This window comes from Paenibacillus sp. Negev47 (assembly GCF_058313655.1).
The window spans coordinates 1,282,656-1,302,466 of sequence record NZ_CM177754.1 but is presented as its reverse complement, the minus strand read 5'-3'; the positions used below and the strand labels follow the sequence as shown (position 1 = coordinate 1,302,466).

15 protein-coding genes, 2 rRNA genes and 1 other annotated feature are annotated in these 19,811 nt (G+C 48.3%); all 17 genes read right to left on the bottom strand.

The genetic code is table 11. The features are described 5' to 3' along the window. Positions 1–27: 27 nt before the first annotated feature. The 17 genes from AC4G47_RS06020 to AC4G47_RS05940 all read right to left on the bottom strand — a co-directional run bounded on the left by AC4G47_RS06020 (position 28) and on the right by AC4G47_RS05940 (position 19,766). Positions 28–2,955: ribosomal RNA gene (locus tag AC4G47_RS06020) — 23S ribosomal RNA — on the bottom strand. Between the two features lie 369 nt (positions 2,956–3,324). Beyond that, positions 3,325–4,877: ribosomal RNA gene (locus AC4G47_RS06015) — 16S ribosomal RNA — on the bottom strand. The 16S and 23S rRNA genes sit together here, the layout of an rRNA operon. Before the next feature lie 590 nt (positions 4,878–5,467). Beyond that, positions 5,468–7,087, bottom strand: coding sequence for a LysM peptidoglycan-binding domain-containing protein (locus AC4G47_RS06010; protein WP_491105265.1), 1,620 nt, complete (start codon positions 7,085–7,087; stop codon positions 5,468–5,470). A gap of 195 nt (positions 7,088–7,282) precedes the next feature. Next, on the bottom strand, positions 7,283–8,167 hold the full coding sequence (gene ilvE, locus AC4G47_RS06005) for a branched-chain-amino-acid transaminase (protein ID WP_458123819.1): 885 nt from the start codon (positions 8,165–8,167) through the stop codon (positions 7,283–7,285). A 148-nt stretch (positions 8,168–8,315) separates the two neighbouring features. After that, a complete protein-coding gene (gene pheA / locus AC4G47_RS06000; protein ID WP_074096239.1) occupies positions 8,316–9,188 on the bottom strand; it encodes a prephenate dehydratase in 873 nt (290 codons plus the stop codon). Next, positions 9,185–10,153, bottom strand: a complete 969-nt coding sequence (gene thrB / locus AC4G47_RS05995) for a homoserine kinase (protein ID WP_491105263.1) — start codon at positions 10,151–10,153, stop codon at positions 9,185–9,187. Before thrB ends, pheA begins: the two co-directional genes overlap by 4 nt. Beyond that, positions 10,150–11,220 (bottom strand): threonine synthase, encoded by a 1,071-nt coding sequence (gene thrC, locus AC4G47_RS05990; RefSeq protein ID WP_036673546.1) that lies wholly within the window; start codon positions 11,218–11,220, stop codon positions 10,150–10,152. Before thrC ends, thrB begins: the two co-directional genes overlap by 4 nt. A gap of 115 nt (positions 11,221–11,335) precedes the next feature. Beyond that, on the bottom strand, positions 11,336–12,622 hold the full coding sequence (locus AC4G47_RS05985; RefSeq protein WP_491105262.1) for a homoserine dehydrogenase: 1,287 nt from the start codon (positions 12,620–12,622) through the stop codon (positions 11,336–11,338). 58 nt (positions 12,623–12,680) lie between these two features. Next, complete coding sequence (locus AC4G47_RS05980; protein ID WP_017692625.1) at positions 12,681–13,118, bottom strand: ACT domain-containing protein; 438 nt, start codon at positions 13,116–13,118, stop codon at positions 12,681–12,683. 225 nt (positions 13,119–13,343) lie between these two features. Continuing rightward, positions 13,344–14,654, bottom strand: a complete 1,311-nt coding sequence (gene obgE / locus AC4G47_RS05975; protein ID WP_491105260.1) for a GTPase ObgE — start codon at positions 14,652–14,654, stop codon at positions 13,344–13,346. A 17-nt stretch (positions 14,655–14,671) separates the two neighbouring features. Further along, positions 14,672–15,412, bottom strand: coding sequence for a Spo0B domain-containing protein (locus AC4G47_RS05970; protein WP_458123824.1), 741 nt, complete (start codon positions 15,410–15,412; stop codon positions 14,672–14,674). Positions 15,413–15,561: 149 nt separating this feature from the next. After that, on the bottom strand, positions 15,562–15,873 hold the full coding sequence (gene rpmA / locus AC4G47_RS05965; protein WP_017692622.1) for a 50S ribosomal protein L27: 312 nt from the start codon (positions 15,871–15,873) through the stop codon (positions 15,562–15,564). Between the two features lie 23 nt (positions 15,874–15,896). Continuing rightward, complete coding sequence (locus AC4G47_RS05960) at positions 15,897–16,226, bottom strand: ribosomal-processing cysteine protease Prp (RefSeq protein ID WP_036605912.1); 330 nt, start codon at positions 16,224–16,226, stop codon at positions 15,897–15,899. A gap of 14 nt (positions 16,227–16,240) precedes the next feature. Next, positions 16,241–16,552, bottom strand: coding sequence for a 50S ribosomal protein L21 (rplU, locus tag AC4G47_RS05955; RefSeq protein WP_091037543.1), 312 nt, complete (start codon positions 16,550–16,552; stop codon positions 16,241–16,243). Between the two features lie 14 nt (positions 16,553–16,566). After that, positions 16,567–16,651, bottom strand: a sequence feature (ribosomal protein L21 leader region). 56 nt (positions 16,652–16,707) lie between these two features. Continuing rightward, entirely contained in the window at positions 16,708–17,958 is a 1,251-nt protein-coding gene (locus tag AC4G47_RS05950) for an Rne/Rng family ribonuclease (protein ID WP_491105258.1), read from the bottom strand. 106 nt (positions 17,959–18,064) lie between these two features. Then, entirely contained in the window at positions 18,065–18,925 is an 861-nt protein-coding gene (locus AC4G47_RS05945) for a M50 family metallopeptidase (RefSeq protein ID WP_491105256.1), read from the bottom strand. Next, entirely contained in the window at positions 18,918–19,766 is an 849-nt protein-coding gene (locus AC4G47_RS05940; RefSeq protein WP_491105255.1) for a peptidoglycan DD-metalloendopeptidase family protein, read from the bottom strand. The genes AC4G47_RS05945 and AC4G47_RS05940 overlap by 8 nt, the downstream gene beginning before the upstream one ends. Between the last annotated feature and the right edge of the window lie 45 nt (positions 19,767–19,811).

The following is a 19,811-nucleotide window of genomic DNA, read 5'->3' as shown; positions in this document are numbered from 1 at the left end:
ACGAAAGTTGCGATTTCAAACTTGCTATTGGATAAGCCCTCGACCGATTAGTACTGGTCAGCTCCATGCATTGCTGCACTTCCACCCCCAGCCTATCTACCTCGTCGTCTTCAAGGGGTCTTACATACTGGGAAATCTCATCTTGAGGGGGGCTTCACGCTTAGATGCTTTCAGCGTTTATCCCTTCCGTACATAGCTACCCAGCGGTGCTCCTGGCGGAACAACTGGTACACCAGCGGTACGTCCATCCCGGTCCTCTCGTACTAAGGACAGCTCCTCTCAAATTTCCTACGCCCACGACAGATAGGGACCGAACTGTCTCACGACGTTCTGAACCCAGCTCGCGTACCGCTTTAATGGGCGAACAGCCCAACCCTTGGGACCTACTTCAGCCCCAGGATGCGATGAGCCGACATCGAGGTGCCAAACCTCCCCGTCGATGTGGACTCTTGGGGGAGATAAGCCTGTTATCCCCAGGGTAGCTTTTATCCGTTGAGCGATGGCCCTTCCATGCGGTACCACCGGATCACTAAGCCCGACTTTCGTCCCTGCTCGACTTGTAGGTCTCGCAGTCAAGCTCCCTTATGCCTTTGCACTCTTCGAATGATTTCCAACCATTCTGAGGGAACCTTTGGGCGCCTCCGTTACTCTTTAGGAGGCGACCGCCCCAGTCAAACTGCCCACCTGACACTGTCCCCGCACCGGATTACGGTACCAGGTTAGAACCTAGATACGATCAGGGTGGTATCCCAACGTTGCCTCCACGCAAGCTGGCGCTCACGCTTCAAAGGCTCCCACCTATCCTGTACAGATCGTACCCAAATTCAATATCAAGCTGCAGTAAAGCTCCATGGGGTCTTTCCGTCTTGTCGCGGGTAACCTGCATCTTCACAGGTATTAAAATTTCACCGGATCTCTCGTTGAGACAGCGCCCAAGTCGTTACGCCATTCGTGCGGGTCAGAATTTACCTGACAAGGAATTTCGCTACCTTAGGACCGTTATAGTTACGGCCGCCGTTTACTGGGGCTTCGGTTCACAGCTTCGGGATTGCTCCCTAACCACTCCCCTTAACCTTCCAGCACCGGGCAGGCGTCAGCCCGTATACTTCGCCTTACGGCTTCGCACAGACCTGTGTTTTTGCTAAACAGTCGCTTGGGCCTTTTCACTGCGGCCCCCTCGTGCTATTCACACTACCGGGGCACCCCTTCTCCCGAAGTTACGGGGTCATTTTGCCGAGTTCCTTAACGAGAGTTCTTCCGCGCGCCTTAGAATACTCTTCTCGCCTACCTGTGTCGGTTTGCGGTACGGGCACCATCACCTGGCTAGAGGCTTTTCTTGGCAGTGTGAGATCATGACCTTCGCTACTGTAATTTTCACTCCCCATCACAGCTCAGCCTTACAATGTGCGGATTTGCCTACACATCAGCCTTACTGCTTAGACGGACATCCATCAGTCCGCGTCACTACCCTACTGCGTCCCCCCATTGCTCATAACGGCTTACGGTGGTACAGGAATTTCGACCTGTTGTCCTTCGACTACGCCTTTCGGCCTCGCCTTAGGTCCCGACTTACCCTGAGCGGACGAGCCTTCCTCAGGAACCCTTAGGCTTTCGGCGGATCAGATTCTCACTGATCTTTTCGTTACTCATACCGGCATTCTCACTTGTATAATGTCCAGCGCTCCTTACGGTACACCTTCAACCCTTATACAACGCTCCCCTACCCCTGATACATCGTATCAAGCCATAGCTTCGGTGGTGTGTTTAGCCCCGTTACATTTTCGGCGCAGAGTCACTCGACCAGTGAGCTATTACGCACTCTTTAAATGATGGCTGCTTCTAAGCCAACATCCTGGTTGTCTGTGCAACTCCACATCCTTTCCCACTTAACACACACTTGGGGACCTTAGCTGATGGTCTGGGCTGTTTCCCTTTTGACAATGGATCTTAGCACTCACTGTCTGACTCCCGGAAGTAAGTCTATGGCATTCGGAGTTTGACTGAGCTTGGTAACCCTTGCGGGCCCCGCACCCAATCAGTGCTCTACCTCCACGACTCTGTTTTCCGAGGCTAGCCCTAAAGCTATTTCGGGGAGAACCAGCTATCTCCGAGTTCGATTGGAATTTCTCCGCTACCCCCACCTCATCCCCGCATTTTTCAACATGCGTGGGTTCGGGCCTCCAGTGCGTGTTACCGCACCTTCACCCTGGACAGGGGTAGATCACCCGGTTTCGGGTCTACGTCCACGTACTAAGTCGCCCTATTCAGACTCGCTTTCGCTGCGGCTCCGGCTCTTCACCTTAACCTTGCACGGGAACGTAACTCGCCGGTTCATTCTACAAAAGGCACGCCATCACCCCTAAAACGGGCTCTGACTTTTTGTAAGCACACGGTTTCAGGTTCTATTTCACTCCCCTTCCGGGGTGCTTTTCACCTTTCCCTCACGGTACTGCTTCACTATCGGTCGCTAGGAAGTATTTAGCCTTGGCAGATGGTCCTGCCGGATTCATACGGGGTTTCACGTGCCCCGCACTACTCGGGATCCGTCTCGGAGGGAACCAACTTTCAATTACAGGGCTTTTACCTTCTTTGGCGGGCCTTTCCAGACCTCTTCGCTTAACCGGTTCCTTTGTAACTCCATGTGAGACGTCCCACAACCCCAAAGAGCAAGCTCTCTGGTTTGGGCTTCTCCGCGTTCGCTCGCCGCTACTGACGGAATCACTATTGTTTTCTCTTCCTCAGGGTACTTAGATGTTTCAGTTCCCCTGGTATGCCTCTGCACAACCTATGTATTCAGTTGTGAGTAACTGGAAATTACCCCAGCTGGGTTTCCCCATTCGGACACCCCCGGATCAAAGCTTGCTTACAGCTCCCCGAGGCAGTTTCGTTGTTCGCCACGTCCTTCATCGGCTCCTAGCGCCTAGGCATCCTCCGTGTGCTCTTAGTAGCTTAACCATATTGCTCCGGTTTTGACTGCTCGCTTCCCTTGTTTTGCTTGCGCAAAGCCAAAAGTCACTCCCATTCAATACCATCGCAAAAGCAATTAACTACCGTTTTTATTGAAACTTGTTTTAACACAAGTTCAGCTAAAAAGGAATGTTCTAATTCGCATTTACTTTCGTTTCGATATCTAGTTTTCAAAGAACAAGCTCCATGCAAAAGCAAGCTGTTTGAGAGTTTGAGCTCTCAAAACTGAGCAACGAGTGAGTGGTTTCGCTATTCATTTCATCCACACCAAGGTGAAGGACCGAAATGAATTGCGGTCGCAGGTTCAGTGAACCTGCTTATTTGAATGTTTCCGTTACAGGAAACGATTCTCCATAGAAAGGAGGTGATCCAGCCGCACCTTCCGATACGGCTACCTTGTTACGACTTCACCCCAATCATCTATCCCACCTTCGGCGGCTGGCTCCTTGCGGTTACCCCACCGACTTCGGGTGTTATAAACTCTCGTGGTGTGACGGGCGGTGTGTACAAGACCCGGGAACGTATTCACCGCGGCATGCTGATCCGCGATTACTAGCAATTCCGACTTCATGCAGGCGAGTTGCAGCCTGCAATCCGAACTGAGACCGGCTTTGTTGGGATTGGCTCCATCTCGCGATTTCGCAGCCCGTTGTACCGGCCATTGTAGTACGTGTGTAGCCCAGGTCATAAGGGGCATGATGATTTGACGTCATCCCCACCTTCCTCCGGTTTGTCACCGGCAGTCTATCTAGAGTGCCCACCCGAAGTGCTGGCAACTAAATATAAGGGTTGCGCTCGTTGCGGGACTTAACCCAACATCTCACGACACGAGCTGACGACAACCATGCACCACCTGTCTCCTCTGTCCCGAAGGAAAGATACATCTCTGTACCGGTCAGAGGGATGTCAAGACCTGGTAAGGTTCTTCGCGTTGCTTCGAATTAAACCACATACTCCACTGCTTGTGCGGGTCCCCGTCAATTCCTTTGAGTTTCAGTCTTGCGACCGTACTCCCCAGGCGGAGTGCTTAATGTGTTAACTTCGGCACCAAGGGTATCGAAACCCCTAACACCTAGCACTCATCGTTTACGGCGTGGACTACCAGGGTATCTAATCCTGTTTGCTCCCCACGCTTTCGCGCCTCAGCGTCAGTTACAGCCCAGAGAGTCGCCTTCGCCACTGGTGTTCCTCCACATATCTACGCATTTCACCGCTACACGTGGAATTCCACTCTCCTCTTCTGCACTCAAGTCACCCAGTTTCCAGTGCGATCCGGGGTTGAGCCCCGGGATTAAACACCAGACTTAAATGACCGCCTGCGCGCGCTTTACGCCCAATAATTCCGGACAACGCTTGCCCCCTACGTATTACCGCGGCTGCTGGCACGTAGTTAGCCGGGGCTTTCTTCTCAGGTACCGTCACCTTGAGAGCAGTTACTCTCCCAAGCGTTCTTCCCTGGCAACAGAGCTTTACGATCCGAAAACCTTCATCACTCACGCGGCATTGCTCCGTCAGGCTTTCGCCCATTGCGGAAGATTCCCTACTGCTGCCTCCCGTAGGAGTCTGGGCCGTGTCTCAGTCCCAGTGTGGCCGATCACCCTCTCAGGTCGGCTACGCATCGTCGCCTTGGTGAGCCGTTACCTCACCAACTAGCTAATGCGCCGCAGGCCCATCCCCAAGTGACAGATTGCTCCGTCTTTCCAGTTCTCTTCAGGCGAAGAAAACAACTATTCGGTATTAGCTACCGTTTCCGGTAGTTGTCCCAAACTTGAGGGCAGGTTGCCTACGTGTTACTCACCCGTCCGCCGCTAAGTATCCAGGAAGCAAGCTTCCTATCAACTCCGCTCGACTTGCATGTATTAGGCATGCCGCCAGCGTTCGTCCTGAGCCAGGATCAAACTCTCCAATAAAGATGAATTTCAGTAGCGTGGTTAAACGCTATGAAATTCATCTCAAATATTTGAAAAGAGCGATAAGCTCATTTTGAATCTGACGAGATTAAAAATCTCATTTTTGCTCCAGTCGATTCAAGCCAAGGCTTGTTTCAAACTTTCGCGTTCATTCTGCAAGCAGAATGTTTACTCACTCGTTGTTCAGTTTTCAAAGATCAAACTTCTTTTTCATCATTCATTGTGTTTCCCGTGTCAGCCGTGTGTTTCAGCGGCGACTTAAATAATATATCATATGGCTGAATCTAATGCAACAGTTATTTTTCATTTTTTCTTTAATAGTTTTGCATTATCTAAAACCGCCACTAATATCCCCTACCTTGTCCTATCATAATGGTGCGCTCATAGGGTACAAATATTCTAACACACTTCTGAAAGGGTTTACAATACTTTCGCAACAAAATGCTCTCCAGCAGTCCTGAACACTTTATCTCCGTTATGTGAAACTCAATGTCTACCCAGGTAAACGGGAAGCCAGCTCTTTCTTACAAAGCTGGCTTCTCGCCTGATATAACAAGTACCTACTACTTCACCAATTGCAATCCATTAGGTTAGTTTTGAATCCATGGATTACGACGTTTTTTATTGGATTTCCATTGGTTGGAAGATGTTGCACCTTCTCTGGATGTTTTTCCGGACACGGATACCTTGGATTTGTTCTTCAGAGGAGCTTTGTTGTTTGTTCTGCGTTTCGCAGCTGCCGGCTTATTCCCGTCTTGCTTGGACTTTGCCTCCGAATCCGCTCCAGCCTCATCAATTGCTACCTGACTTAAGTTAGCGTCGTCACGTCCCTCCTTTTTACCACCCTTGCCTTGGCCCTGTGGAGGGTACAAATCACCAAAAGCACCAAGCGGGGACGGAGGGACCATGTTCTGTGTAGGATATGGATTCTGATAAGCATACTCTATGGGCTGATGCGGCATCGTTGATGTGGACATTTCAGGTGGCATACCATACGAAGGACCGTACATATTCCAAGCCGAATCCTGATAACCATGAGTAGGATAAGTATACTGAGGCATGTGTGTATGTGAACCACATCCGCATGGCGGGTACGGAAGCATCGAATACGGAGATATGAACGGTGGCTGATGATTCATATGGCTAGGTGCTGTATAGGTTGGGAATGGACTGTTTACATGGGCAGCTGGTGCAATTGGAAATGAATTGTTTTGCATGCCTGCGAACACATTTGGCATAACGTTGTTGTGGTTATGGCTTTGCTCCGCCCCAGTCCACGGACTGTTCGGCAGATCACTGCCACCATAAGGACTCACTTCCGGAATACCTGGAAATGGCGCATTGTTGCTCGCTCCTGCCGTGTACATGTCTTGCTGAACAACGTACACCTCTTGTGCAGGTACCGGGATTTGAACATAAGGGTGCTCCGCTGGCGCATGATGCAATTTATTACCACAACCACAAGGCTTTTTCGTTGATGGTGCAACCTCAACCGGAGACTTGGTATTAGGCATTACTGGCAAAGGCATAATTTCAGGTGAAAGATTGGGCATTGTGTATTCCATGGTTTCTGCTACCGGTTTTACATGAACTTCGGGTTTAGCCTCTTCCTTTTTGTGCTTTTCCTTTTCAGGTTTCACTTCAGGAAGCTCAGGCAACTGTGGCAGTATCTCCAGTTCTGGCATTACATTCGGCATTACCGGGTTAGCTGGCGGTGGGACGGGTACTGGAACCTCTGATACCGGAGGAGGACTTGGCGCGACAGGTACCGGTGGTGCAGGCTCTTCTTTTACTCCCGTGTATTCCTTACCTTCAGGCGACAACTTTTCATGAGCAGCGATGTTGCTGGCACCCGAATTAGATGCGTTGTTTCCTTGTGCGTGCATAGATGGAATATAAACTGTTTCCCCCACCAGCAGAGCGTTCGGATTTTTCAACTGTGGATTGGCATTGATCATATCTTTCAAAGGAACTCCCCAAGCTTGTGACAACTTCCATAACGAATCCCCTTGCTGAACCTTGTGACTGTGAAGCACGCCTTCAGGCTTCGGTGTTACTGGCTCTGCAGGAATTTTGACCTTCATACCAATGTCCAGCTTGTCGGGATTTGTGATTTGCGGATTAGCCGCAATCAATTTGTCCAGCGCTACATTGTATTTTTGGGACAGCAGATATAATGTGTCGCCTTTTTTCACCATGTGTATTTTCACAGGGAACTAACCTCCTAGACGTCATACTTGGGCAGTACATTCGCCCATACCGTTACTACATCCTATGCAGAAACCGGGCTAATGACATCAACTAAACAAAAAAAATCCTCCTGTCTCTAAAATCCTCATACACCAGGTATGCTGAATTTTATCGGACAAGGAGGATTCTTATTCCCTATGCTATTCAATTCAAACTTAAGATTCCCACACTTTGTAGCCATCTTTGTCAACGATCTGGCGGAATGCTTCCAGCAGTCTCAGCGTTATCGGACCTGCTACACCCGTACCAATCGTTCTTCCATCCACTTCGTATGCGGCGATAACTTCTGCAGCTGTCCCGGTGAAAAAGACTTCATCTGCAATATACACATCATGAAGGGTGAATGGAATTTCTTTTAATTCAAGCTCAAGCTCGCCACATAGATCGATAATGGCTTGACGTGTAATCCCTTCAAGTGCTCCGAGATAACAAGGAGGCGTGTATACTACACCATTTTTGATGATGAAGATGTTATCACTTGAACCCTCAGTAACGTACCCTTGGGAATTCAGCATAATCGCTTCACCGGCACCTGAATAGTTGGATTGAATTTTAACCAGGATGTTATTCAGATAGTTCAATGATTTAATTTTTGGATTTAATGCATCCGGAATGTTCCGGCGTTGGGATACGGACACTGCTTTCAACCCTGTAAGATACGCTTCTTCCGGATAGATCGCCAATTGCTCCACGATGATGATTACGGATGCCTTAGGGCAACGTAGCGGGTCCAATCCCAGATTACCAGGGCCACGCGATACAATAAGACGAATATAGCCGTTACGCATATCATTACGTCGTACTGTTTCGGCCATCACTTCCAGCATCTCATCAATAGACAGCGGGATATTCAAACTGATGGATTTCGCCGAATCATACAAACGATCCAGATGGGCCTTACATCTAAAAATGTTTCCGTTATAGATCCGAATACCTTCGAAAATCCCGTCTCCATACAAAAATCCATGGTCATATACCGAAACGGTTGCGTTCTCCTTGGTCACATACTGACCATCCAAATAGATCCATTGCTCTGCCACGGATGACTGCACCTCCATAAAATATCCATTCCCTAAACTCCGAAACGCTATTAACCCGTCCATTGTACACCAAATGACAAGCCATTACTCGCTCATTCTATCCCGACTTATGACAACCTTCTAACATTCCCAACCACCATCAGGTCGATTACCTCGAAGGATATGTATAACAAGGATAACTACCCAGAACGCGCACCTGACAATTCAATGCTTCAATCTCTGCCATGGCTGCGGTCAGCAATACCGAATCGACCGTTTCCACAACATCAATGTAAAAATAGTAACTCCCCAATCGTTTCTTCGTTGGACGAGATTCGAGACGGGTCAAGTTCAGCTTCCGCCATGCAAAAGCCGACAATACTTGATGCAACGCACCCGGTGCATCTTCTGGCAACGTCACCAGCAAGCTGGTTTTTACATGATCCGGTTCACGTGGAATGTTCACAGGTTCATGGCCGATGAGCACAAAACGGGTGTAGTTGTTGTCATGATCTGTAACCCGTTCAGCCATAATGTCCAAGCCATGCTTCTGAGCAGCAAGCTTTGTACCGATCGCCACCCAGCCCTTACCCGGATTTTTTTTCACAATTTCAACAGCTTCAGCTGTACTGTTCACACCTTCGAGGTCTGCCCCAGGCGAATGCAGCCGAATAAAATTCTGACACTGTGGAATAGCCACAGGGTGAGACATAATCTTGGTGATTCTACCAAAGTCATACTCGCCACTCTCTGTCTTAAATTCCGAGCCATGTCCAATAACATTCTGGATGGATGGGTATACCCACTCTGCTTGCATCGGAATATCCACTTCATTCACAAGCCAGTCCATATGAAGACTAACGGAGCCTTCAATGGTATTCTCAATCGGAATAACACTGTATTGTGCATTCCCGCTATCCGTTGCTCGAAACACGTCCGAAATCAGCTTGGAATGAAGCAAATCTAACGGTTCTCCGTTGAAAAGGAAATCAATTGCCTCATGAGAGACTGAGCCTTCAGGTAATACTGCAATTCGTTTCATACATTAACTTCCCCTTTGATTCTGTCCAAAAAAGGACGTTCGTCTTGATCAGGCAGCACGGTTACACCGTCCAGATCCGGATCGAGCCACAGTGCAGAAGCAGATATGCCCTCCTGCTCCATGGTGTTCAGCAAATAGTGTTCCAATTCCGCTTTGCGGGTGTCATGACGATCGACCAAAGTCAACACGGTCGGTCCAGCTCCGCTCAGGGCAGCTCCCAAAGCTCCATGATCAACGGCATGTTCCAGTATTTCAGCCATGCCCGGTACCAATGATGCCCGGTATGGTTGGTGAATTCGATCTGACATCGCCTTCTGAATCATGTCCAGTCGTCCACTTGCCAAAGCTGCAACGAGCAGCGAGGATCTGCTAATGTTATGCACGACATCAGACATGCCAAATTGCTCTGGAATCACATTTCTTGCTTTGGAAGTAGACAGTTGAAATTCAGGTACAATAACCAAAGCCTGCAAATCTTGGTGTGGTTCAATGCGAATATGATCTACCCGCTCACCATCCCAAGCAGCTGCAATAATACCACCATATAACGAGGCTCCTACATTGTCTGGATGCTTCTCGAGGGATGTGGCCATATCCAGGAGCTTGGCATCAGATAAAGGAGAGCCGATTAATGCATTCGCTGCTGCCAGCGCACCAACGATGGCAGATGCGCTGCTCCCGAGCCCACGTGTCAGTGGAATATCGGAATACATGGAAATCTCCAATTCAGGCACGGATACCCCTGCTTCTTGGAATACCATCTGTACAACTTCATAGATCAAATTCGTTTTATCCGTAGGCAGACCTGTCAAATGATTGCCGTGAAGATGAAATGTCGTCTGCTCGGCAGGCTTCATTTCCAACCAGGCATACAAAGACAATGCCATGCCCAGGGTATCAAACCCCGGACCGAGATTGGCTGTGCTTGCAGGTATTTTTACGGTTACCTTTTCTCGCAAACTCATACAGATTGCTGCTCCAGTTGTGCAATAGCCGCCATTACCGCTTCTTCCGTATCTTCAACAACAAGCGGCTCAGTCGCTACCGTTTTAATTGCAATGTTAGGATCTTTCAGGCCATTGCCTGTCAGTACACAAACCACAGTCTCTCCGCCTTTAAAGTACCCTTCACTCTTCAGTTTGTATACACCGGCAAGGGAAGCTGCAGATGCTGGTTCAGCAAAGATGCCTTCCCGAGAAGCAAGCGTACGATAAGCTGTCAGGATTTGTTCATCCGTTACATAATTAATCTGTCCACCCGATTCCTCAGCTGCAGCTACTGCCGTTTTCCAGCTCGCGGGATTACCGATTCGAATCGCTGTTGCTACCGTTTCAGGTTCAAGGATCGGCTCACCTTTGACAATAGCCATCGCACCTTCGGCTTCAAAACCAACCATGCGTGGCAGCGTGCTGGATTTGCCTGCCTCTTTATATTCTTTGAAACCTTTCCAATACGCTGAGATATTGCCCGCATTACCGACCGGAATAGCCAGAACGTCAGGAGCTTCGCCAAGTTGTTCAATAACTTCAAACGCTGCTGTCTTCTGTCCTTCAATACGGAACGGATTCACGGAGTTCACAAGCGTGATCGGATGTTTAGCTGTAATCTCACGCACAATCTCCAGCGCACGGTCAAAGTTACCATTGATCGCAATCACCTTAGCTCCATAGATCATGGCTTGGGCCAGTTTACCCAGTGCAATGTTGTTATTCGGGATCAGCACGATACAATTGAGACCACCACGTGCGGCGTAGGCCGCTGCAGCTGCTGATGTATTACCTGTGGATGCACACATGATTGTGCGACTGCCCTCTTCCATCGCTTTGGCAACAGCCATAACCATGCCGCGGTCTTTGAAAGAACCCGTAGGGTTCAAACCTTCGTATTTGAAGTAAACATTCAAACCGAGTTCCTCAGACAGATTCTCTGCATGAATCAAAGGTGTGTTTCCTTCCTGAAGCGTAAGCAGGGGTGTATTTTCATTAACCGGAAGGTGCTCTCTGTACGTTTGCAAAAGTCCTTGATATCTCATTGTGGGTAAACTCCTTTATGTTTTAATAATCTGAAATGATGACCTGTTGAACCGGATATAATTAAATTGTACGTTATAACTTAAATAATTGAGATGCAGTATGGAATACGGACAATTATCCTTCCACCCGATAAACACTCTTAATGCGGCGAATAACGCTGAGTGATTCAAAATGTTTTAAGACCTTATCCATGCTTGCCTTACTTGCATTATGTGTAACGATAATGATCTCGGCATCCGGGTTATGCTCATTCGGCTGTTGAACAACCGAAGCCAGACTGACATCATATTCTGCGAAAATTTGTGTAATTTGTGCCAGTACACCGGCTTTATCATCTACATGCAACAAAATAAAGTTTTTCGACATGATCTGCTCGTCGCTTTGCAGTCGCTTCGTCTTATAAGGCACAATCGCTTTGAGACCGTTCACGCCAAGTTTAAGGTTTTTGGTAACCGCCACAATGTCAGCTACAACAGAAGTTGCCGTTGGCAGTTCTCCCGCACCCGCACCGTAGAACATGGTCTCGCCTACAGCTTCACCGTGTACATAAACTGCGTTGAACACACCATTGACTGAAGCAATCGGATGATTTTGTCTAACCATAGTCGGCTGAACGCTAATCGTGATCTCATCGCCAACACGGTCTGCAATACCAAGTAACTTCATCTCATAGCCAAGTCTTCTGGCATACGTGATGTCTTCACGGGTTACAGAGGATATCCCTCTAACGGTTACATCCTTCAACTCCACATTGGTGCGGAAACCGAGCGTACTCAAGATCGCCATTTTGCGGGCTGCGTCAAGTCCTTCCACATCCGAGGTTGGATCCGCTTCAGCGTATCCCAGCGCCTGTGCCTCGGCCAGCACTTCTTCATAGGATGCGCCTTCCTGACTCATTTTGGTCAAAATAAAGTTCGTTGTTCCGTTCACAATCCCCATGATACGGGTAATCCGGTCAGAAGAGAAACCTTCAATCAGGGTACGAATGATCGGAATACCTCCCGCAACACTCGCTTCATAGAACACGTCGCATTGTTTTTCCTGCGCCTTCGCCAAAATTTCTGAACCATGCAGGGCCATGAGATCTTTGTTCGCTGTTACGATATGTTTCCCCCGCTCCAACGCTTCAAGAATATACTCCTTCGTCTGATCAATGCCGCCCATGACTTCAACGATAACATCAATATCCGGATGACGAATGACTTCCCAAGGATCTTCAGTAAGCTTGGCGCGGTCTACAGCAATGACACGCTCTTTCTCTGTATTTTTTACGGCGATCTTCTCGATGACAATCGGTGATCCAACCTGACTGCTCAGATCCTCCTGATTCCCTTCCACAATGCGAACGACTCCCGTTCCGACAGTTCCCAGACCCAACAGCCCGATTTTTACCGGTTTCACTAATGATCTACCCCCTAATGTCTATTCTTGTTTCTCAGCCCTGTATGATAAAGCCTAATTAACCTTGGCCTACAATACGCGTTCGTCTCACGCCAGGCATATCTTGCATCCGATCCAGCATTTCTCCAATTTCGCCGTGAAGATGTGTCGTCTCCACTGAAATGACAACATTGGCTCTTCCCTGAAGCGGGATACTCTGATTAATTGTAAGTACATTGGCCCCATAACCAGCCACATGTCCAAGCACACGAGACAAGATCCCCGACTGATGCTCCAGATCAATGGAGATCGTTACAATTCTCTCGCGCTCAAGCTGGTTGATCAGATGAATTCCATCCTTGTACTTGTAAAAGGCACTCCGGCTTAATCCGACCTGTTCAACCGCCTCATGCACTGTTTTCACATCACCGGAAGCCAGCAGTTCTTTTACCTGCATGGTCTTCACCACAGCCTCTGGTAAAATATCTTCCCGTACTAAGTAATAGCGTTCGTTCACAGAACGTCCTCTCCTCAAAGACTCATGTATTCATATAGTGGACATTATATAGGATCTACGCCAAAAGGGCAATACATGACATGCCTATTTTTTGAAATACGTTCCTCACAGTATACAAGTTAATCCCTCTCCCATTCAGGAAAAAACAAAAAAACGCAGAGCCGCGGGTCAACTTCCCACTTCTCTGCGTTCATATATCTATCTGTCTCCACGGAAGACGGCTACTTAGTAGTAACTGCTGCCTTCCACAAATTCGAATTCAAAGTCTCCGATGCGCACGATGGTGCCTTCTACAGCTCCGCGCTTACGCAACTCAGCATCCACACCCATATGGCGCAGTGTACGTGCGAGTTTCAGTATAGCCTCATGCGAGTTCAGTTGCATCCGTTTCATCATGCGATCAATCTTGGCACTTTCAACAATGAACATTTCATTCTCACGTACAATACGGAACCCATCGTCCTCTTTTTTGTCCAAGCTGTACACTTTACGTTCGGATACGTCTGCCACCTCTTCAACCACTGGCTCGTCCGGAATCTGATCCAGCAGATCAGCGGCACGATACAAGAGCTCTTGAATCCCTTTACGAGTCAGAGATGAAATAGGCATCACTTCAATATCCGGCTGCACCTCACGAACTTGCACCAAAAATTGCTCCAGGTTCGCTTCCGAGTCTGGCATGTCCATTTTGTTCGCTGCTACAACCTGCGGTCTCTCAGCGAGAAGCGGATTGTATAGTTTCAATTCATCATTGATTTTCTGCCAGTCTTCAAATGGATCGCGTCCTTCGGAACCCGACATGTCCACGACATGAATAATAATACGGGTACGCTCAACATGACGTAAAAACTCATGTCCCAGTCCGATTCCTTCATGCGCACCTTCAATTAGACCAGGCAAATCGGCCATAACGAAGCTACGACCTTCGCTTACACCAACTACACCCAGATTAGGAGTAATTGTCGTGAAATGGTATGCACCGATCTTTGGCTTGGCTGACGAAACGACAGAAAGCAATGTGGATTTCCCGACACTCGGGAAACCAACCAGACCAACATCTGCCATAACCTTTAGCTCTAATACGATGTAACGCTCCTGGCCTTCTTCACCATTCTCGGCAAGTTCAGGTGCAGGATTGTTCGGTGTGGCAAATCGGATGTTACCTCGTCCGCCCCGACCACCACGAGCAATAACAACCTGTTGACCGTGACGTGTCATATCCGCCAGTACTTCTCCACTGTCTTCATCCAAAATGATAGTTCCTGGTGGAATACGCACAATCATGTTCTCAGCGTTTGCACCATGCTGACTTTTATTACGTCCCTTCTCACCACGAGGGGCCTTGAAGTGACGCTGGTAACGGAAATCCATCAACGTCCGTAAACCTTCATCCACGCGGAAAATGATGTCAGCTCCTCTGCCACCATCGCCCCCGGCAGGTCCGCCGTTTGGTACATACTTCTCACGACGGAACGAAATAATTCCGTCCCCTCCGTCTCCGGCTTTTACATAAATCTTCGCTTTATCTACAAACATCGGCTAACCCCTTCTTCCTATATTCCACACGGCATTCTGAATTGTATAAACGTATCCTCAGACGGAAGTTGCTCCGTTCTGACTTTTTTTCCTTTGAGTACGGCAGTAAGCTGCCGCAGTGTTTCCGGATCGGGTGTTTGATCCCCATCCAGTCGGACAACCACATCTCCATGATCCTGTCCGAAATTTAAGGTCAGTTTGCGAACCTCTCCCCAAGACGACCGGCCGCCGCCATATTGATAGGCCCTGATTGCATCTGCAATCGCTCCGGTAAGTGACTCGCCATCCTCGGGAGAGACCAGAGCACTAAGCTGCAGCTCATCTTCTATTTCCACATGCAATTCCAGCGCTATTCCACTGGCGCGGAAAGACTGAAGATAAAATACGAGGGAAGGAATACCCAATCTGGAGATTCGACTTTCTTCCGTTACCCGCTCTTTTATTCTTTCCACACATTGCAGGGATTTATCAAGTTTGCCCAGCCGAAGATATCCATATAACACCTGAAGGTCGTTCATCCAGTCGTGTCGATGATGATTTAATGAAGCAATTGCTGTCTTTTCCATGGATTGTATGATGGTTCTGCGCTCCGCCTCCGCCTGTTTCTTCATCGCATTCACAGAAATGAACAATACTGCGACGGACCACAATGCGCACACGACGCTCGAGATTATCATCGCCGGATACAACATAACGAAAACCAAAGGAATCAGAAGTGAACATGCCGCAATCCACGGCACTCTTTTCCAAGATTTCATGGCTTCTCCCCGTTCTACAAAACTCGGTTGGTCTAAACCCACCGTAACCAAGTATAACATGTCTTTTCTGCCAGTTCATTATCGAATAACCGTGAATACAAAAAACCTCCGGCAAAAATGCCGAAGGCTCCTTAGGCGGAATGCCGATATTACGCTTCTACTGCAGCTGCTACAGGAGCAACATTAACAGGGTAGATGCTTACTTTTTTACGATCGCGTCCCCAACGTTCGAATTTTACAACGCCGTCGATTTTCGCGAACAAAGTGTCATCTTTACCGATGCCAACGTTAGTTCCTGGGTGAATTTTCGTTCCGCGTTGGCGAACGAGAATGCTACCACCAGTTACAGTTTGACCATCAGCACGTTTAACACCCAGACGTTGAGCATTACTGTCACGTCCGTTCTTCGTGGAACCTACACCTTTTTTCGATGCGAATAACTGAAGATTTAATTTCAACATGATTGGTTGTCCTCCTTCTTTGATTATTTGAATTGCTGTATTTTAATATACTTCCCGTATGACTCTGCAATATTAGAGAGCATAACCACCATGGATTCGAGTAACAATTGTACCTGGGACCAAGTTTCCCCTCTCTCTAACAAAGGTAAAGAACCACTTAAAAAGCCATTCTTCATCTTGGCGTCCATTTCGACACCAGTCAATGTTTCAATCGAGTTCACCGTACCCACTGTAACAGCGGATACCCCGGCACATACGATATCTTCTCCCCGCTTGGCAAAATTAGCATGCCCTTCGATGGAAAAGCGTTCGATGTTCCCGTCCTCATCACGAAAGATTTGAACGATAATCACTTATCGCACCTTCTTTACGCTTTGATTTTTTCGATAGTTACTTTAGTGTACGGTTGACGGTGACCTTGCTTCACATGGTAGTTCTTTTTAGGTTTGTATTTGTATACGATAACCTTTTGTCCTTTGCCATGTTTCTCCACTTTAGCCGTTACAGTAGCTCCGGAAATCAATGGTGTACCTGCTGTCAAACCTTGATCGTTAGATACAGCCAGGACACGGTCGAACGTTACGCTTTCGCCATCGTTCGCAGTCAATTTCTCGATGAACAGAACATCGCCCTCTTGGACTTTGTACTGTTTGCCGCCTGTTTCAATAATTGCGTACATTTGCCTTGCACCTCCTCATGTCTCAGACTCGCCCGTTCTCAGGTGACAGTGTCCTTGCGGAACTGTTCTTATACCCGGCCAGTGCGGTTACAGCATGTGCAAGACCAATAGGCTAAACACATACTTGAAGATTATATCACGCAGTATATCAAAAATCAATGCAAAGGTGAAATATATCTTTTCCCCGTACCATGACAGGAAGAACACGGCTCCACATAGGGCAACGTACTCTCTTCCCGGACTTTCTTGCGTGTCAGTTCAAGCAGGCCCAGCTTGGTCCACCCCATTACGAAGGCTTTGGTCCGATCCTTCTTGAGCTCACCCTCCAAGGTTGCCGCCACTTCATGCCGATTCGAGGCTTCCTCCATATCAATGAAGTCGACGATAATCATACCACCGATATCACGCAGGCGCATCAGACGGGCAATCTCCACTGCTGCCTGCATGTTGGTCTCTGTCACGGTCTCTTCCAGACTGTCACCACCAGCTCCCGTGTATTTGCCTGTGTTCACATCCACGACAGTTAGAGCTTCGGTGTGATCAATGACAATATATCCGCCTCCGGGCAGCCACACTTTCCGGGCAAAATCTTTGTTCAACTGCTCCTGGACACCATAAGCAGCAAAGATAGACTCTGCTCCCCGATATACTTGTACCTTCGGCTGATGCCCCGGACTAATCTCTTCCAGCAACGCCTTTACCTCATGGGCTTGTCCTTCGCTATCGGTGATGACTTCGTCACTGCCTGGTGTATAGACATCTCTGATGATTCGCTGCACCATGCTATGATCCCGATGCAAGAGGCTTGGCGAAGGCAAACTGTCTGCTTTTTCACGAATCACATACCACTGCGCACGTAATGTTTCCAAGTCTGCCTGAATGGCTTCATGCTGTTCTTCTGAGGATACGGTTCGGATAATAAGCCCCTCTTCATCCCGTCTCAGTTGTTCTCCAAGTGCCTTAAGGCGGGAACGATCCCCCTCACGGGCTATTTTCTTGGATACCGCCACATAGTCAGCAACAGGCATGTAGACAAGCCAGCGGCCCGGCAGTGAATAATGAGTCGTCACCCGGGCTCCCTTGCCTCCTACCGGTTCCTTCAGAACCTGAACAATGACTTCCTGACCCGGACGCAGCAACTCCGAAATGGAAGGCTTCACCTTGGGCTGCTTCTCCAAATGGGGATGCAACACATCGTCCACATACAGAAACGCATTCTTTTTCTGACCGATATCCACAAAAGCAGCCTGCATACCCGGTAACACATTCACTACCCGTCCCTTGAAAAAGGAACCCAGCAGTCCACGCTCACGTGTACGCTCTGCCGTGAATTCCACAGCTTTGCCTTCTTCCAGAAGCGCCATTTGCATGAGGTTATGTTCATTATGTACAATCATTTGTTTCATGGCTTCACCTCTAGAAGACAATTCAATTCATCCACATCCATTTCAGTATCTTTATAATTCTCATTGTACATGTATTAACCCATTTCAGAACTGGTCCACCAGAACACTACAATTTATCACCATTTTGTTGAAAATAGGAACCAATAATCCGTTGCTCAGTCAAGACAGCCATAATTCGACCCTGTCTGTTCATCACGTATACCATATGGTATCTTTCTCTCTTTAATAGACGCAAAATAGTGTCCAAAGGTTTCGCCGGAAATGAGATTATTGGCTGGGCCAAACTGCCAGTAGCCGCATGCCTGGCGAACGCGCCCTCTCGATTCATCAGAAAACGGATAAAGCGGTAGGGCACATTTCGGTAATCCGTCAGGTTGGAATAAAACAAAAAAAGGCCGATTAACAGAATGTTGAGCGGCAGGCCGTAGTCTCCGGTCAGCCATCGGCTGATCGCATACAAAATAACTCCTGCGCTGCACAGGATGCTAATTCTGTAAGTCCACATTAATGTTGTATAGTAGGGTGCCCACAGACTGACAAGTGCCTGAACAATTTTACCTCCGTCCAGTGGGAGTACAGGAAGCAGATTAAAGAGGGCAATGAGCAGGTTCCCCTGAATGATATAGCTGAGAAAAACAGGATCGCCCAGATTGCCATACTGCAACAGCAAAACAACGCCAACCATCAGCATGTTTTGTAATGGGCCTGCCAGAGCAATCATGATTTCCCGGTAGGCCGTGATAGTACCTCCATCTTCGATAACCGCAACTCCTCCAAAAGGGAGCATCTGGATCGACAAGACACGATAGCCCAGAAGAGCCGCAGCCGCAGCATGTCCACATTCATGAATGAATACGATGGCGAACAACGTAATAAGCTCAATAAAATGTCCGGTGAGAAGTGAGGCCAACATGATGATTACAAAAAACGGATGAAACGTAATACGTACTCCCCACACCCTAATCAAGGGCAACGACTTCCGCTGGGTCTACGTACTCCTCACCCTCTTTGACCGCAAAATAAAGCGTTGCCGGTTGTTCACCACCCGTAGCCTTGAGACTCCCCACTGGATTCCCCGTTTCCACCCAGTCATTCACGTTCACTTCACTTTCGTTCAGTCGACCGTATATTGCCGTGACATTACCTGTATGCTTAATGACCACCGTGAACCCGCTTGTCGAATCTCCGATAACCTCCATGACACGCCCTGCATCCGAACTGGAAACTTGGATAAGTTCAGCACCTGCATCATCTGGAACGATCTCAATTCCTTTCATGCTCAGCGCAAATGGCTGAACCACTGTTCCTGAGATCGGTCTATCCAGTAACTGCCGAATGCCTGAACCATTGACAGCATCCGTTGTATGTCCAAGAACCGGAAGAAACGAAGGCGTCCCTCCAAAATGCCGTTCATACCATGCCGCCGCAGAGGCAAAATTCATATCCCGATGGAGTGCATCAGCAATGACCGTTTTAGTTGATGCCGTCCATGACGTATCCAATTGAAACAGCCCCCATACTCCGCCAAATATCAAAGCGCTGATGACTGTCCGTTTTAGAAATGACTTAAATAAGTTGAATCTCGATTGCTCCCCTGGAACAAAATGACCATTCTCTTTTTTCCACAGCCATTCCGGATCTCTTTCCTGTGTCTCCTCACCAGACGCAAACGGCTTCCGTTGTATGATCTCATTCTTGTCCAATAGCGAACCTACTTTTTGCTCCTGTAAGACTTCAACAGTCGCACCGTCCATCAGTCGCCGAATGCGTTCTTCTCTTCTCTGCTTGATTCTGAGTTTCGTATTCATGGAATGTCCTCCCGCCGAGGCTTGTTTACTACATCCTATGAAGAG